Annotated in this window: 16 protein-coding genes; 8 read left to right on the top strand and 8 right to left on the bottom strand. The window is 69.8% G+C overall.

Going from position 1 to position 14,713, the window contains the following annotated elements:
* Positions 1-214: 214 nt before the first annotated feature.
* On the bottom strand, positions 215-676 hold the full coding sequence (locus ABZT49_RS20305; protein WP_355288435.1) for an Lrp/AsnC family transcriptional regulator: 462 nt from the start codon (positions 674-676) through the stop codon (positions 215-217).
* A 143-nt stretch (positions 677-819) separates the two neighbouring features.
* Here ABZT49_RS20305 and ABZT49_RS20300 point away from each other — a divergent pair, with 143 nt between their 5' ends.
* Both ABZT49_RS20300 and ABZT49_RS20295 read left to right on the top strand, forming a co-directional pair.
* The gene (locus ABZT49_RS20300) at positions 820-1,071 is read left to right on the top strand and encodes a DUF6356 family protein (protein WP_355288433.1); all 252 of its coding nucleotides are present in this window, start codon (positions 820-822) and stop codon (positions 1,069-1,071) included.
* Between the two features lie 132 nt (positions 1,072-1,203).
* The gene (locus tag ABZT49_RS20295) at positions 1,204-2,205 is read left to right on the top strand and encodes an ABC transporter substrate-binding protein (protein WP_355288431.1); all 1,002 of its coding nucleotides are present in this window, start codon (positions 1,204-1,206) and stop codon (positions 2,203-2,205) included.
* A gap of 7 nt (positions 2,206-2,212) precedes the next feature.
* Here ABZT49_RS20295 and ABZT49_RS20290 read toward each other — a convergent pair whose 3' ends face one another.
* On the bottom strand, positions 2,213-2,548 hold the full coding sequence (locus ABZT49_RS20290) for a hypothetical protein (protein ID WP_355288429.1): 336 nt from the start codon (positions 2,546-2,548) through the stop codon (positions 2,213-2,215).
* Between the two features lie 353 nt (positions 2,549-2,901).
* Entirely contained in the window at positions 2,902-3,219 is a 318-nt protein-coding gene (locus ABZT49_RS20285; RefSeq protein WP_355288427.1) for a hypothetical protein, read from the bottom strand.
* Between the two features lie 347 nt (positions 3,220-3,566).
* On the opposite strand from ABZT49_RS20285, the gene cysS reads away from it, so the two are divergent.
* Positions 3,567-4,946, top strand: coding sequence for a cysteine--tRNA ligase (cysS, locus tag ABZT49_RS20280; protein ID WP_355288425.1), 1,380 nt, complete (start codon positions 3,567-3,569; stop codon positions 4,944-4,946).
* Positions 4,947-5,008: 62 nt separating this feature from the next.
* Here cysS and ABZT49_RS20275 read toward each other — a convergent pair whose 3' ends face one another.
* Complete coding sequence (locus tag ABZT49_RS20275; protein ID WP_355288423.1) at positions 5,009-5,215, bottom strand: DUF1737 domain-containing protein; 207 nt, start codon at positions 5,213-5,215, stop codon at positions 5,009-5,011.
* Positions 5,216-5,447: 232 nt separating this feature from the next.
* A complete protein-coding gene (locus ABZT49_RS20270) occupies positions 5,448-6,041 on the bottom strand; it encodes a TIGR00730 family Rossman fold protein (protein ID WP_355288421.1) in 594 nt (197 codons plus the stop codon).
* A 200-nt stretch (positions 6,042-6,241) separates the two neighbouring features.
* Between ABZT49_RS20270 and ABZT49_RS20265 the strand changes: the two genes are divergently transcribed.
* On the top strand, positions 6,242-7,543 hold the full coding sequence (locus ABZT49_RS20265) for a LysM peptidoglycan-binding domain-containing protein (RefSeq protein ID WP_355288419.1): 1,302 nt from the start codon (positions 6,242-6,244) through the stop codon (positions 7,541-7,543).
* Positions 7,544-7,772: 229 nt separating this feature from the next.
* On the opposite strand, the gene ABZT49_RS20260 is transcribed toward ABZT49_RS20265, so the two are convergent.
* Positions 7,773-8,693, bottom strand: coding sequence for a class I SAM-dependent methyltransferase (locus ABZT49_RS20260; protein WP_355288417.1), 921 nt, complete (start codon positions 8,691-8,693; stop codon positions 7,773-7,775).
* A 230-nt stretch (positions 8,694-8,923) separates the two neighbouring features.
* Here ABZT49_RS20260 and ABZT49_RS20255 point away from each other — a divergent pair, with 230 nt between their 5' ends.
* The 3 genes from ABZT49_RS20255 to pssA all read left to right on the top strand — a co-directional run bounded on the left by ABZT49_RS20255 (position 8,924) and on the right by pssA (position 12,542).
* Positions 8,924-10,864, top strand: coding sequence for an ABC transporter ATP-binding protein/permease (locus ABZT49_RS20255; protein ID WP_355288415.1), 1,941 nt, complete (start codon positions 8,924-8,926; stop codon positions 10,862-10,864).
* Positions 10,865-10,974: 110 nt separating this feature from the next.
* Entirely contained in the window at positions 10,975-11,688 is a 714-nt protein-coding gene (locus ABZT49_RS20250) for a phosphatidylserine decarboxylase (RefSeq protein ID WP_355288413.1), read from the top strand.
* Between the two features lie 17 nt (positions 11,689-11,705).
* Entirely contained in the window at positions 11,706-12,542 is an 837-nt protein-coding gene (gene pssA / locus ABZT49_RS20245; protein WP_355288411.1) for a CDP-diacylglycerol--serine O-phosphatidyltransferase, read from the top strand.
* A 237-nt stretch (positions 12,543-12,779) separates the two neighbouring features.
* On the opposite strand, the gene tam is transcribed toward pssA, so the two are convergent.
* Positions 12,780-13,553 carry a trans-aconitate 2-methyltransferase gene (tam, locus tag ABZT49_RS20240; RefSeq protein ID WP_355288409.1) on the bottom strand — a complete coding sequence of 258 codons (774 nt, stop codon included), beginning with the start codon at positions 13,551-13,553 and terminating at the stop codon, positions 12,780-12,782.
* An 83-nt stretch (positions 13,554-13,636) separates the two neighbouring features.
* Here tam and mscL point away from each other — a divergent pair, with 83 nt between their 5' ends.
* Positions 13,637-14,047 carry a large conductance mechanosensitive channel protein MscL gene (gene mscL / locus ABZT49_RS20235; RefSeq protein ID WP_355288407.1) on the top strand — a complete coding sequence of 137 codons (411 nt, stop codon included), beginning with the start codon at positions 13,637-13,639 and terminating at the stop codon, positions 14,045-14,047.
* 219 nt (positions 14,048-14,266) lie between these two features.
* Here mscL and ABZT49_RS20230 read toward each other — a convergent pair whose 3' ends face one another.
* The gene (locus ABZT49_RS20230) at positions 14,267-14,521 is read right to left on the bottom strand and encodes a hypothetical protein (RefSeq protein WP_355288405.1); all 255 of its coding nucleotides are present in this window, start codon (positions 14,519-14,521) and stop codon (positions 14,267-14,269) included.
* Between the last annotated feature and the right edge of the window lie 192 nt (positions 14,522-14,713).

The raw sequence follows: 14,713 nt of genomic DNA, 5'->3' as shown, positions 1-14,713 counted from the left end.
CTCAGCCACAATGAGCATCTCCTCCTAACCCACGACCTCATCCTGAGGTGTCAGTCGATCGAAGATCGACTGACCTCGAAGGAGCCCTCCAGAAGTCTCTGCGGCCCATGGAGGTCTCCTTCGAGGCTGCCGCAAGCGGCAGCACCTCAGGATGAGGTCGAGGTCTGGATGGATAATGGAAATATAGATAATTCGAACCAGTTTTTCCGGAATATTACTCAGCGTAAGTCACCGGCAATGCCGTCGTGTACTTGATCCGCTCCATCGCGAAGGCCGAACTGACGTCGTAGAGGTCGACCGACTGGATCAGCCGCTTGTAGACCCGGTCGTAGGCGGCGATGTCGGGCACCACAATGCGCAGCAGGTAATCGGTTTCGCCGCTCATGCGGTAGAACTCGACCACCTCCGGGATCGTGACCACGGCGGCGCAGAAGCGCTCGGCCCAGTCGGCGGTGTGGCGGTTGGTGCGTACCGAGACGAACACCGTGACGCCGACCCGCATCCGCTCGGGATCGAGGAGCGCCACCCGACGCTGGATCACCCCTTGCGCCTCCAGCTTCTGGATCCGCCGCCAGCACGGCGAGGCCGACAGGCCGACCCGGGCGGCGATCGCCTCAAGCGAATCGGCCGCGTTCTCCTGCAGGCACAACAGGATTTTTCGGTCGAACTCGTCCACGCGAAAATTTTTCGACCTCTCGCGAATTCACGCAATCTGTTTGCGCGAACATGCGGGGTGCAGGCAAATTTCGCAATCCGTCTGCGCGGGCTTCGTGCGATTTTCAAGGTGCCTTTCGAGACCCCGATTCGCCCGAGGTTCCCATGTCGAAGCTGTCCTTCTCCGAGCACCCGGCCGCCGTCGGCGAGACCTATGTCGAGCATATGGGCGTCGCCACCAGCTTCGGCCTCAGCATGATCGCCGGCGGCCTCGCCTGTCTGGTGCACGGCCTCCTGCCCTTCGCCTTCACCAGCACCGGCTCGCGCACGATCATCCGCCTGCACGACCGCATGGTGGCGAACCGCAGCCGCGCCGCGCAGGCCCGGACCGAATCCGGCTCCGCCGTCTCGGCCTGACGATACCCCCCTTCCTTCGTCGCGGCTTGACGTATCCGGGTCATTTCCGGACCCTGGCCCCCTGACACGGTCCCGGCGGGTGCTCGTTCCCGAGCGTCCGGACATGGGCCGGGAAACAGGGAGCATCCGCCCATGCCGTTCCTCAGGCGCGCCGTCGGCGCGCTGGCCGTCGTCCTCGGCCTCGCCGCCTCGCCCGTGAATGCCGAGACCGGAGAGGTCCGCTTCACCCGCCAGCCCGGCCTGATCTACATGCCGATGGTGCTGGCCGAGCAGCAGCGCCTGGTCGAGAAGCACGTCGCGGCTGCCGGCCTCGGCGACGTGAAGGTGAGCTGGGTCACGCTGACGAGCGGCGGCGCCTCGGTCGACGCGCTGATCTCGGGCAACGTCGATTTCGTCACCAGCGGCGCCACCAACCTGCTGCTCGCCTGGGACCGCACCCGCGGCGAGGTGAAGGGGCTCGCCGCCTCGGCCGGCGCGCCGATGATGCTCGTCACCCGCAACCCGGCGGTGAAGACGCTGGCCGACTTCTCGGCCAAGGACCGGATCGCGGTGCCGACCGTCAAGGTCTCCGCCCAGGCCGTGATGCTGCAGATTGCCGCCGAGCGGCAGTTCGGCGAGGCCGGCCGCAACAAGCTCGACGCGATCACCATCCAGCTCGGCCATCCCGACGCGGTCGGCGCGCTGCTCGGGGGCACCAGCGAGGTCAACAGCCACTTCTCGCTGCCGCCCTACCAGCAGATCGAGCTGAAGGACCCGAAGATCCACGTCGTGCTCAACTCCTACGACGTGGTCGGGGGGCCGTTGAGCAACGCCATCGTGTTCGGCCGCGGCAAGTTCATGGAGCAGAACCCGAAGACCACCGCCGCGGTGCTCGCCGCCATCGACGAGGCCAACGCGCTGATCCGCGACGACCCGAAGCGGGCGGCCGAGCTCTATCTCGGGGCGACCAAGGAGAAGTTCGAGCCCGACGAGCTCGTCGCGATGATGAAGCAGCCCGGCGTCGTGTTCTCGACCACGCCCTACGGCACGATGCTGCAGGCTGAGCACCTGGTGAAGGCCGGGGTGCTGAAGAACCGGCCGAAGGAGTGGAAGGACTTCTTCTACAAGGCGGTGCACGGCCAGCCGGGCACCTGAGCCGGGCTCAGCGCGGCAGGATGTCGAGCCCGGCGCGGCCGAAGGTCAGCTCGCCGATGTCGCACTCCGCCGCGCTGTCGGCCGGGAACGCGACCGCACCGGAGGCCGAGGCGCCGCCGGTGCCGTAGCCGTAGGCGGTGCCGCCCCAGCCGCTCGCGGCCCGCACCGGACGGGCGCCCGGGCGCGGCGCGGAGCCGACGACGTCGTGATCGAACGGGGACCACATCCGGCAATCGGAGCCGGGCAGGCCGGGGACGACCGGGCCGACGGGCTCGCGGCTCCGCGGGGCGGCGAGCGCCAAGCCCGGCATCAGGACCGCGGCGATGATGACGCTTCGGATCATCCTGCTCACTCCCGCCTGCTGTCCCGGTCGTCGGTTCGTGCGATCCGAGATAGCGCGGCCCGGGCGGCGCGCCAGCGTGTCATTGTGCCTGCGGATGAAGCACATGTGCCGGGTGGAGCGGCCTGCGATATCGTGCGAGGCCGAGCCTCACTGATTCTTGCATTGATCCCATCCACCACCTCATCCTGAGGTGCCCACGTCAGTGGGCCTCGAAGGAGGCCTCCAGCGACCATGGAGGCTTCTGGAGGCCTCCTTCGAGGCCTCCGCTGCGCTCCGGCACCTCAGGATGAGGTCGCGGGCGGGACGGGATTGGTCTTGTTTCTGCAACGATGGATGTTTGGGGATCCCCCACGTCAATCCCGGCAGGTGATCCGGATCGGGCGGTCCGAGGTCTTCACGGCCGGGGCCGCCTCGATCGCGCCGGTATACTCATCCTGAGCGGCGATGCCGAACGAGGCCGACTTGGCGTAGCCTTGCGACTCGCACCAGGCATCCGCCACCACCTGGCCGCACTCGCCGCCGGTGGTCAGGCACTCGGCGACGCCGTAGCCGTCGCTGGAGGGGATCAGGAAGGTCTTCTCCACGCCGGGCGTCTGCGATGCGGCCAGCGCCGGCACGGCGGCGGAGACCAGGACACCGAGGGCGCTGAGGACGGCGAGGGTGCGACGCATGGGGCAAACCTTCTGATCGGAGCCGTCGGCATCCGGCTCCGGCCCGACACTGGGCGTGGGTGGTAAACAATCTCTCTACGCATCATGCGAGTGGGCCGATTACGCAGGGTCCGCCAGGGCTTTGCGCCCCGCCTCGTCTGCCGTCTCGAATTGCTCGCGGAATTGGGCTAACCCGGATCCGCCCTCCGCGGCGTCTCACCCGTGCAACAGGCGGCCGCCCGGTCGTCCGCGCCGGCGGCGTCCGGAGACCGGCAAAGCCGGGTCCGATCCTCGACCCGGCAACGACTTAGAACCTCGGCCGGAGCCCCGCGCGGCGGCCCGGCCCGACCCCGTTCCGCAGGTGTTTCATGGCCTCGCTGTTGCGCCTCTACAACACGCTCTCCCGGGCCAAGGAGCCGCTCCGGCCGATCGATTCGGGCCGGGTGCGGATGTATGCCTGCGGCCCGACCGTCTACGACGCGGCCCATATCGGCAACGCCCGGCCGCTGATCGTCTTCGACCTGCTGTTCCGCCTGCTGCGCCACGTCTACGGGGTGGAGGCGGTTGCTTACGCCCGCAACGTCACGGACGTGGACGACAAGATCAACGCCCGGGCGGCCGAGCGCGGCATCACCATCCGCGAGCTCACCGACGGCACGCTGGCGCAGTTCCACGACGACATCCGCCGCCTCGGCATCCTGCTGCCGGAGGACGTCAACGTGGCGGGACAACCCCCGGCGATGATCGAGCCGCGGGCGACCGACCACATCGTCGAGATGACGGCGCTGATCGACCGGCTGGTGCGGGCCGGCCACGCCTACGTCGCCGAGAACCACGTGCTGTTCGACGTGCCCTCGATGCCCGATTACGGCGCGCTGTCGCGCCGCCCCCTCGACGAGATGGAGGCCGGCGCCCGGGTCGACGTCGCGCCCTACAAGCGCTCGCCCCTCGACTTCGTGCTGTGGAAGCCCTCTAAGCCCGGGGAGCCGTCCTGGGCCTCGCCGGCCGGGATCGCGGTCCCGGGGCGGCCGGGCTGGCACATCGAGTGCTCGGCCATGGCCTGGAAGCATCTCGGCCAGACCTTCGACATCCATGCCGGCGGCATCGACCTGGTGTTTCCCCACCACGAGAACGAGGTGGCCCAATCCCGCTGCTGCTTCGGTACGCCGGTGATGGCCAACATCTGGCTCCACAACGGCTTCCTGCAGGTCGAGGGGGAGAAGATGTCGAAGTCGCTCGGCAACTTCGTCACCTTGCGCGAGGTGCTGGCGGACTGGCCCGGCGAGGTCGTGCGCCTCGCCATGCTGCGCACCCATTACCGCCAGCCGATCGACTGGACGCTCCGCGGCCTGGAGGAGGCGAGCCGCACCCTCGACCGCTGGTACGACGCCGCCGGCGACGCGAGCCCCGGCCCGGCGCCCGACAGCGTGCTCGAGCCGCTGCTCGACGACCTCAACACCCCGGCGGCGCTCGGCGAGGTGCACCGCCTCGACGATCCGGCTTCGCTCAGGGCCGGCGCCGGCCTGCTCGGGCTGCTCGGCCAGACCAAGACCGCGCGCGAGCAGGCGGCGGTGGCGGCCTCCGGCGTCGATGCCGCGGCGGTGGAACGGCTCATCGCTGAGCGCAAGGAGGCCCGGGCCCGCAAGGACTGGGCGGAATCCGACCGGATCCGCGGCGCGCTCACGGCCCTCGGGGTGACGGTGAAGGACAACAAGGACGGGACGACGAGCTGGACGGTGGGGCAGTAGGAGCACCACATCCGGTCCAACGATGAGGCCTGAAGGGCGGCGCCTCCCTTCAGGCCGCCCTCTCACTCCTTGACGGCCGCCGGCCAGACGATCGCCTGCGCCACGATCACATCCGTGCCGTTGAAGGTGCAGGCGGGCGAGCCGTAGAGCTTGTAACCGAGGGCCAGCGCCTCCGAGATCCGGCGGCAGAACTGGGCGTCGTCCTTGCCGGTGATCAGGCGGTAGGGCAGCCCGTCGTTCGGGGGCTTCGCGTCCGGGGTCGTGGTCAAGATGGTCTCCTCGTGACGTGACACGTTTGATCCCACCCGAGAGCTCATTCTGAGGTGTGAGCGAAGAGAGCCTCGAAGGAGGGCTCCAGGACCCGCAGCGATCTCTGGAGGCCTCCTTCGAGGCCGCTACGCGGCACCTCAGGACGAGGTCTCGGGTGGGAGGGATCGTGAAAACCGCCGCCATCGATCCCGGAACGACGACGGCAGAGTCCTCGACGAGCCGTCGCCGGCTTCAGAACTTCTCCTCGATCAGCGCCTCAGCCTCCGGCCGCGGGCCTGCCCGACGCACCGCCTCGCGCAGCATCGGCACCACCTGATCCGGTTCCTCGGCCACGAGGTAGCTGAGGTCCAGGCCCTCGCGGATGAAGCCGGTGCGGCGCATGTGGTCGAGGAGGGCGAGGAACGGGGCCCAGAAATCGGCCACCGAGAGCAGCAGGATCGGCTTGGCGTGCTGGCCGAGCTGCGACCAGGTCATCTGCTCGACCAGCTCCTCCAGGGTGCCGATACCGCCCGGCAGGGCCACGAAGGCGTCGGAGCGGTCGAACATCAGCTTCTTGCGGGTGTGCATGTCGGAGACCACGATGGTCTCTTGCACGTCGTCGAGCATCCGCTCGCGCGACTTCAGGAAGTCCGGGATGATGCCGGTCACGTGGCCGCCATGGTCGAGCACCGCTCGCGCCACCGTGCCCATCAGCCCGACATTGCCGCCGCCATAGACGAGCGCGATGCCGGCCTCGGCCAGGTGGCGCCCCAGCGCCCGCGCCGTCGCCTCGAAGACCGGATCGGTGCCGAACCCCGAGCCGCAATACACGCAAACCGTCCGCATCGAGTCTCCGCACCGTTCGCAGCCGAAACCGGCTGGTGTCACGCAAGTTTCCGGCCGAGCCGCGCGCTGCGCGCCGCGTGGTCTCGCCCCGCCAGTCCTGTTACTATGATGGCGATGGCGTGGGCGTGTCGACCGGAGGCGAAAGGTCGCGCGGCGCGAGGCCATCGGCCTGGAGGACCCCTGAGCGGGAGTGGTGCGCCATGACGACGGAGTTGCGGACGAGCGAGTTGCGCAGGGGAATCGTCCTCGCGGCCGTCGGCCTCGTCGCCGGGTTCGTGCTCATCGGCGTCGCGGCGAGCGGCACGCGGCTGTTCTCGCTCGACACGCCGGAGACGGGGCCGGATCCGGTGCCGACCGCGCCGACCGCGCCGGCGCCGGCCGTGACGCCCCTCGCCGCCCTGCCGGCGAAGCCCGAGGTGCCCGTCGCGGGGAGCGATGCTCCGTCCTTCGACGTCATCCGGGTCGAGCCCGACGGGGCGAGCGTGCTCGCCGGGCGCAGCCGGCCCGGGGCCGAGGTCGAGGTTTTGCGCGACGGCCAGCCCTTCGCCCGCACACGGGCCGACGGGGCCGGCAACTTCGCCCTGGTGCCGCCGTCCCTGCCGCCGGGCAGCCATGAGATCACCCTGCGCAGCACCGCGGCGGACGGCGCCACGGCCTCGAGCCGCGCCAGCGCCGTGGTGGTGGTGGCGCAGGACCGCCGCACCAAGCCCCTCGTCGCCGTGACGGTGCCGGGCCAGCCGACCGCGGTGCTCTCGTTGCCGGAGCCCGCCAAGGTCGACGCCAAGACCGAGGCCCAGGCCAAGGTCGAGGCCAGGCCCCCGGCCGGTCCCCAGCCGGTCAAGGTCGTCGGCGTCGATGCCGAGCCCGGCGGGCGGCTCTACGTCACCGCGCAGGGAGCGCCCAAGGCGGACCTGCGGCTCTACCTCAACGACACGCTGGTGGCGCCCGGCCAGGCGGGGCCGGACGGTCGCGTCGCCTTCACGATCGGGCGCGGGGTCAAGCCCGGCGACTACCGGGTGAGGATCGATCAGGTCGATCCCGCCACCGGCTCGGTCAAGACCCGCGCCGAGACCGCCTTCGCGGTGCCGCCGACGCTCGGACCGGCCGTCACCGGCGCGGCCGAGATGCCGGCGCGCCAGCCCCTGATGCGCGGCGCGCCGTCGGGCGGCCCCGTGGTCGCGGCGGCGCCCTCCGCCGCCGTTCCGCCCGCGGGCGCGACGGCCACGGCCTTGGCCCCCGCCGGGGCGCCGGGCGCGGAGGCGGCGCAGACTGCCGCCGAGTCCGGCACGGTGTTCGTGCCCGGCATCAGCACCGCGAAGGTCACCCGTGGCGACAACCTGTGGAGCATCAGCCGCCGGGCCTACGGCAAGGGCCTGCGCTACACGGTGATCTTCGACGCCAACCAGCGCCAGATCCGCGACCCGAACCGGATCTATCCTGGCCAGGTCTTCGTGCTGCCGGGCGAGGGGCCCCAGTCGCGGGAGCCGGAGAGTCGCGGGTGAGAGCCTGTTCGACTGAACGAACAGTATCGTCTCCTCCTCGTCATCCCGGGGCGAGGCTTGCCGAGAACCCGGGATCCATAACCGCCGACGGTGCCTAAAAAAGGCGGGCAGCGCTCCGCGTCGTCCTGAAGCCTCGGCGGTTATGGATCCCGGGTTCCGCTGCGCGGCCCCGAGATGACATCGAGGGTTTGAGAGCTGTATCGAACAGGCGCCTGGCCGTCCGGCTGCCTCAGCCCGCCCGCTGGATCAGCGTCGCGTCGAGGAGGTTGTCGAAGCCGCGCTCCTTGAGGCCGATCACCAGGGCGTCGTTCCGCTCCTCGACCACCCGCATCAGCCAGGACGGCGCCGCGAAGCTGCCGCCGTAGCTCTGGCCGTAGAGCTTCGTCCAGCTCCGCACCTCGGTGTAGCCGAAGCCGTGCCGGGCGTAGTCGCTCTCCAGCACGCGCAGGCGGTGCGAGGCCTTCTTCCCGCCGACGAGCGCCAGCGCCGCCCGCCACCAGCGCAGCGGCACCAGCCCCGCGTCGCGGTCCTGCACGCCCGCGAGCGCGGCCCAGTTGCGCCCGGCCGAGGTCAGGACCAGCACGCCGCCGGGGGCGAGCGCGTCGATCATCACGTTCACCGCCCGGGCGAAGAGCGGCGCGTCGAAATGCGTGACCAGCGAGCCGACGAAGATCAGGTCGTAGGCGCCGGGCAGGGGGGCGGAAAAATCCTTGCTGCTCGCGATCTCGGTCACGCCGAACTGCGCCACCACGTCCGCCACCTTGCGGGCGTCGAGGTCGGCGACCGAAATCTCCGCCTCGGGGAAGAATGTCACCAGGTGGCGCGTCACCCGCCCGCCGCCGCAGGGCAGGTCGAGGATGCGCCGCGGATCGGTGCGCCCGGTCAGGAGCATCGCCTCGGTGATCAGGCGCAGGGCCGAGAGCCCGACATGGCGGTAATGCGCCCGGCCCTCCGGCGTGTCGACCAGCATGTCGTCGTGGGGCGAGACCGCCGGATCGACGGTCTCGGCCTCGTAGCGGCGCCAGCGCGCGAGGCAGCGTTCGAGCACGGCCACCGTCGCATCCCCGCCCCAGGACGGGGGCGCGTGCACGGGCAGCAGGGCCGGACCGGTGCGCGGGCGCCGAACATCGCGGGAGGACGGGAGCAGCATGGACGATCCGGGCATGACGACAGGGGAGGGGACGCGCGAGGCCTGCGCGGCCGGAATGCCGCCGTTCTAGGCGGGTTTCGCCGACATGTCGCGCGGGTTTCCAGGGCCTTGTTTCCGGGCCTTGCCGCCGTACCGACAAGTCCGCCGCAGGTCCGGGCCGCGTCGGGCGCGCTGTCCCGTCGTTCGGTCATGACCTATATGCGGCGCGAAAATCCGTCCGGAACCGGCCCTTGTCCACTGATCCGAATTCTTCGGCCGAGCCCGAGCGGCCTGGCCTCGTCGCCACCTACCGCCGCCTGTGGCCCTATCTCTGGCCCCATGGCCGGCCCGACCTGCAGCGCCGCGTCTTCATCGCCTTCGGCCTCTTGCTCGTCGCCAAGGTGGTTACCCTGGCGATGCCGTTCACCTTCAAGTGGGCGACCGACGCGCTCGTGGCGGTGGTCGGCGGCAAGGAGGAGGCGGTCCCGACCGGGATCTGGGCCGCGCCGGCCCTGATGATCGCGCTCTACGGCGCGACCCGGATCGCCATGGCGCTGCTGACCCAGGTCCGCGACGGGCTGTTCGCCAAGGTGGCGATGCACGCGGTGCGGCGCCTGGCGCTCCAGACCTTCCGGCACATGCACCAATTGTCCCTGCGCTTCCACCTCGAGCGCAAGACCGGCGGCCTAACCCGGGTGCTGGAGCGCGGGCGCAACGGCATCGAGGAACTCTCGCGCCTGATGGTGCTGACGCTGGTGCCGACCATCGTCGAGTTCCTGCTGGTGCTCGGCACGCTCGCCTACGAGTTCAGCCTCTCCTATTCGCTCGTCGTGCTGGTGATGGTGGCGGCCTATCTCGGCTACACCTACAAGGCCACCGAGTGGCGCATCGCCATCCGCCGGCGGATGAACGATTCCGACACCGACGCCAACACCAAGGCGGTCGATTCGCTGCTCAACTACGAGACGGTGAAGTACTTCGGCGCGGAAAGGCGCGAGACCGAGCGCTACGATCAGTCGATGGCGCGCTACGAGAAAGCCTCGACCCAGACCTACGTCTCGCTCGCGGTGCTCAACGCCGGGCAGGCGGTGATCTTCACGATCGGCATGAGCGTGGTCATGTGGCTCGCCGCCCGCGACATCATGGCCGGGCGGGCGACGATCGGCGGCTTCGTGCTGGTCAACACCATGCTGGTGCAGCTCTCGATGCCGCTCAACTTCATGGGCATGATCTACCGCGAGATCAAGCAGGCCCTGATCGACATCGACGACATGTTCAAGATCCTGCACCGCAACCCGGAGATCGCCGACCGACCGGGCGCCGCGCCGCTCGCGGTCACCGACGCGGTGGTGCGGTTCGAGGACGTGCACTTCGCCTACGTGCCGGAGCGGCCGATCCTGCGCGGCATCAGCTTCACGGTGCCGGCGGGGCGCACGGTCGCGATCGTCGGGCCGTCCGGCGCCGGAAAATCCACCCTGTCGCGCCTGCTGTTCCGGTTCTACGAGCCGCAATCGGGCCGCATCACGATCGATGGGCAGGACATCGCGGCGGTGAAGCAGGACAGCTTGCGCGCCGCCATCGGCATGGTGCCGCAGGACACGGTGCTGTTCAACGACACGATCGGCTACAACGTCCGCTACGGCCGCTGGGAGGCCTCCGAGGACGAGGTGCGCGAGGCCGCAACCCTCGCCCAGATCGACCGGTTCATCGCCGCCCTGCCGGAGGGCTACGACACGCCAGTGGGCGAGCGCGGCCTGAAGCTCTCAGGCGGCGAGAAGCAGCGCGTCGCCATCGCCCGCACCATCCTGAAGGGGCCGCCGATCCTCGTCCTCGACGAGGCGACCTCGGCGCTCGATTCCTTCACCGAGCGCGAGATCCAGGACGCCCTCGACCGGGTGAGCCGGGGCCGCACCACCCTCGTCATCGCCCACCGCCTCTCGACCGTGGTCGGCGCCGACGAGATCATCGTCCTCGACCAGGGCCGCATCGCCGAGCGCGGCACCCACCTGGCGCTGCTCGCCCAGGGCGGCGTCTACGAGGCGATGTGGAACCGCCAGCGCGAGGCGGACGCGGCCCGCGAGGCGCTGAAGCGCGCGGAGGCGCAAGAAGGGCCGAGCCTGCGCACGCATCTGGAGCCGGGGGAGATCCCGGGCCCGGTGGCGAAGGCGCCCGAGCCCGCCGCTCTGTCGTGAGGCGTCCCGCGCCGATCTGACAATTGACGTGAAGCCATGCGCCTGCCATCCGCGGGCGCAGAAACCGGCCGCTCGCGGCCGACAAGGCCCGAGGACGCACCCGAGGACTCATGACCGACCTGTTCGAGACGATCCGCCGCGTGCTGGTGCCGATCCACAAGGAGGGCTATCCCTTCATCGCGATCGGCATCGTGCTGACGGTGCTCGCCGGCACCTTCGTGCAGTTCCTCGGCTGGATCTTCCTGCTGCTGACGCTGTGGGTCTGCTACTTCTTCCGCGATCCCGAGCGGATCGTGCCGGTCGGCGACGGCCTGGTGATCTCGCCGGCGGACGGACGGGTGAACCTGATCAGCACCGTGCTGCCGCCCTCCGAGCTCGACCTGCCCTCCGTGCCGATGCTGCGGATCTCGGTGTTCATGAATGTGTTCGATTGCCACGTGAACCGGGTCCCGGTCACCGGCCGCATCGACCAGGTCCACTACACCCCGGGCCTCTTCCTCAACGCCGAGCTCGACAAGGCGAGCGAGGACAACGAGCGCAACGGGCTCGTGATCGAGACCCGCCAGAACGGCGAGCCGGTGCGGATCGGCGTGGTGCAGATCGCCGGCCTGGTCGCGCGCCGCATCGTCGACTGGGTCAAGCCCGGCGACGACCTCACCGTCGGCGACCGGTTCGGCCTGATCCGCTTCGGCTCGCGGGTCGACGTCTACCTGCCGGCGGGCACGCGGGTGCTGGTCGGCCTCGGCCAGAAGGCGGTGGCGGGCGAGACCGTGCTTGCTGACCTGCGCGGGACCGGCCCGGTGCGGCAGTTCCGCCGCACCTGACAGGGGAGGGACCCGCCATGGACGACCTCTTCCCGCCCTTCGCGCCGGAGCCGAACGAGCCCAAACCGCGCCGGTTCAAGCCGGTGCCGGTGCGGATGATCATCCCCAACATGATTACCCTGATGGCGGTCTGCCTCGGGCTCACCGCCGTGCGCTTCGGCTTCGAGGGCAAGTTCGAGCCGGCGGTGATCGCGATCATCGCCGCCGCGGTGCTCGACGGCGTCGACGGACGGGTGGCGCGCCTGCTCAAGGGCACCTCGCGCTTCGGCGCCGAACTCGACTCGCTCGCCGACTTCGTCAATTTCGGCTGCGCCCCGGCGCTGATCCTCTACAGCTTCGTGCTGCACAACCTGAAGCAGCTCGGCTGGATCGTCGCCCTGATCTTCGCCATCGCGATGGCCCTGCGGCTCGCCCGCTTCAACGTGATGCTGGACGATCCCAACCGGCCGGAATGGAAGAAGGATTTCTTCGTCGGCATGCCGGCCCCGGCCGGCGCGCTGACGGTGATGCTGCCGCTCTACCTGCACTTCCTCGGCTTCGAGATGGCGCCGGGCCTCGCGCCGGTGGCGCTGATCTACACGCTGGTGATCGCGCTCCTCGTCATCTCCACGGTGCCGACCTTCTCGGGCAAGACCGTCGGCAAGCGGGTGCCGCGGGAATACGTGCTGCCGATCTTCGTCGTGACGGTGGCGGCGTTCGGGCTCCTGATCAGCTTCCCGTTCGAGATCCTGGCGCTGCTCAGCCTCGGTTATCTCGTGGCGATCCCGATCGGCGCCAACCAGTACCGGCGCAAGCTGAAGGCCGAGGCGGCGCAGGCGCCTCTGCCGCCGAGCGACGAGGCGACGGCGGGCTGAGGGCCTGTCTGGCCGGCAAAGTGCTCGTTACGGATGATTGCCTCGCCTCTCCTACCCACAACCTCATCCTGAGGTGCCCACGAAGTGGGCCTCGAAGGAGAGCTCCAGGAATCGTGGGGACTTCTGGAGGCCTCCTCCGAGGCTCGTTTCACTCGCACCTCAGGATGAGGTTGCGGGTGGGAGAGCATACGCAAGATCGGTCGAGGAGATCCCGACCCAGGCGATCAGCGCGCCCGGTCAGGCCCGCCGCGCCACGATGAACAGCCTCGGAAACGGGAGCAGCACCCGCCCGTCACCTTGCGCCGGATAGGCCCGGCGCAACGCCGCCTCGTAGCGGGCGAGGTACTCGGCCCGCTGCTCGGTGCTCAGGGGCGCCAGGAACGGCCGCAAGCCCGTGGAGCGCACCCACTCGACGATGCCGCGGTGCCCTTGCAGCGGGTGGACGTAGGCCGTGCGCCACAGATCGACCGTGCAGCCCGCCCGCGACAGCCACGCATCGTAATCCTGGAACGAGCCGAGCGCGGTGCGGGCGCCGGCCGCGCCGGCGAGCGCGTTGCGGAACGGCGGCTCCTGCGCCACCTCGCGCATCACCCGGTGCGACGGCTCGTCGAGGTTGTCCGGCATCTGTACGGCGAGGCAGCCGCCCGGCGCCAGGAAGCCGGCGAGGCGCGGCAACAGGCGGGCATGGTCAGGCAGCCATTGCAGCACGGCGTTGGCGAAGATCAGGTCGGGCGCCGTCTCCGGCTCCCAGGCGGCGAGGTCGGCCTCGACGAAGGTGACGCCCGGGAGCGTGCGCCGCGCCTCCTCCAGCATCGCGGGCGAGGAATCGAGGCCGGTGATCGTGGCCGTGGGGAAGCGTGCGGCGAGGAGCGCGGTGCTGTTGCCGGGCCCGCAGCCGAGGTCGACCACCCGGGCCGGGGCGGAGAGCGGCACCCGGCCCAACAGGTCGGCGGCCGGCCGCGTGCGCTCATCGGCGAATTTCAGGTACTGGCCCGCATCCCAATCCGCCATCGGACGACTCCCCCTCGGGCGATCGCGCCCCAGCTTGGCTGTGTGAGCGGGCGCGCCAATCGGCGCCCGCGAGGAGACCCGACATGCTCGAGGAATTCAAGAAGTTCGCCCTGCGCGGCAACGTCGTCGACCTCGCGATCGGCGTGGTGATCGGTGCGGCCTTCGGGGCCATCGTCACCTCGCTGGTGCAGGACGTCATCATGCCGACGGTGGGGGCGATCACCGGCGGGCTCGATTTCTCGAACTACTACCTGCCGCTCTCCTCGAAGGTGCAGACCGGGCTGGCCTATGCCGAGGCCAAGAAGCAGGGCGCGGTGCTCGGCTACGGCCAGTTCATCACCGTAGCGCTCAACTTCCTGATCGTCGCCTTCGTGCTGTTCCTGGTGATCCGCGGCATGAACCAGCTGGTCCGGCGCGAGGAGGTGAAGAAGGATGATCCGGCCGACGTGAAGATCCTGACGGAAATCCGGGATCTGCTGGCGGCGCGGCGGTAAGGCAGAGAAGAACAGCCTCGAATTCCCACGCTCCACGCCATCCCGGGGCTCGCCGCAAGGCGAGAACCCGGGATCCATAACCGCCGAGGATGCCAGGTCAGGCGGATCGCGTTCCGCTTCGTCCTGTATCGTCGGCGGTTATGGATCCCGGGTTCCGCTGTCGCGGCCCCGGGATGACGCGGAGGGTGTCGAATCGGTCGACCCAACTCACGGGCGCGCTCACCGCTTCCCCGGCGGGTCGCTCAGGATATCCTTGAGCGCGTCCGCCACCGCCTCGCGGCCGGTGTCGTGGGCCTTGAAGCGGGTTTCGAGACGGCGCAGCTGCGGCGTGAATTCCGGCGGCAGGCTCGGATCGCCGAGGTAGTCCGGCTTCGCGGCCTCGGCGTTGTAGGCCGAGCGGAGCTGCTGGCCGAGGTGGTCGCGCACCGGCGGGGGCAGCGCGGCGTCGTGATTCTCGTACGGGTCGGAGGGCATCGGAATCCGTATCGCTGAGGTTTCGCGGCGCAGGGAGCAATTCACCTTCGCCATCAGACAAGTAGAACGATGATGGACCCGGTTTTGTTGCAGGAATCGAAGCAGGGTCTGGCGGAGAGCGGCCCGCTCCGGCAACGAAAAAGCCCCGGCGCGAGGCCGGGGCTTGTCCGAGGATGAGGGCTGCGCCGCCCG

It is taken from the genome of Methylobacterium sp. EM32, assembly GCF_040593685.1.
Classification (GTDB): Bacteria; Pseudomonadota; Alphaproteobacteria; order Rhizobiales; family Beijerinckiaceae; genus Methylobacterium.
The sequence above is the reverse complement of the archived record's forward strand: the minus strand, read 5'-3'. Positions and strand labels throughout refer to the sequence as shown.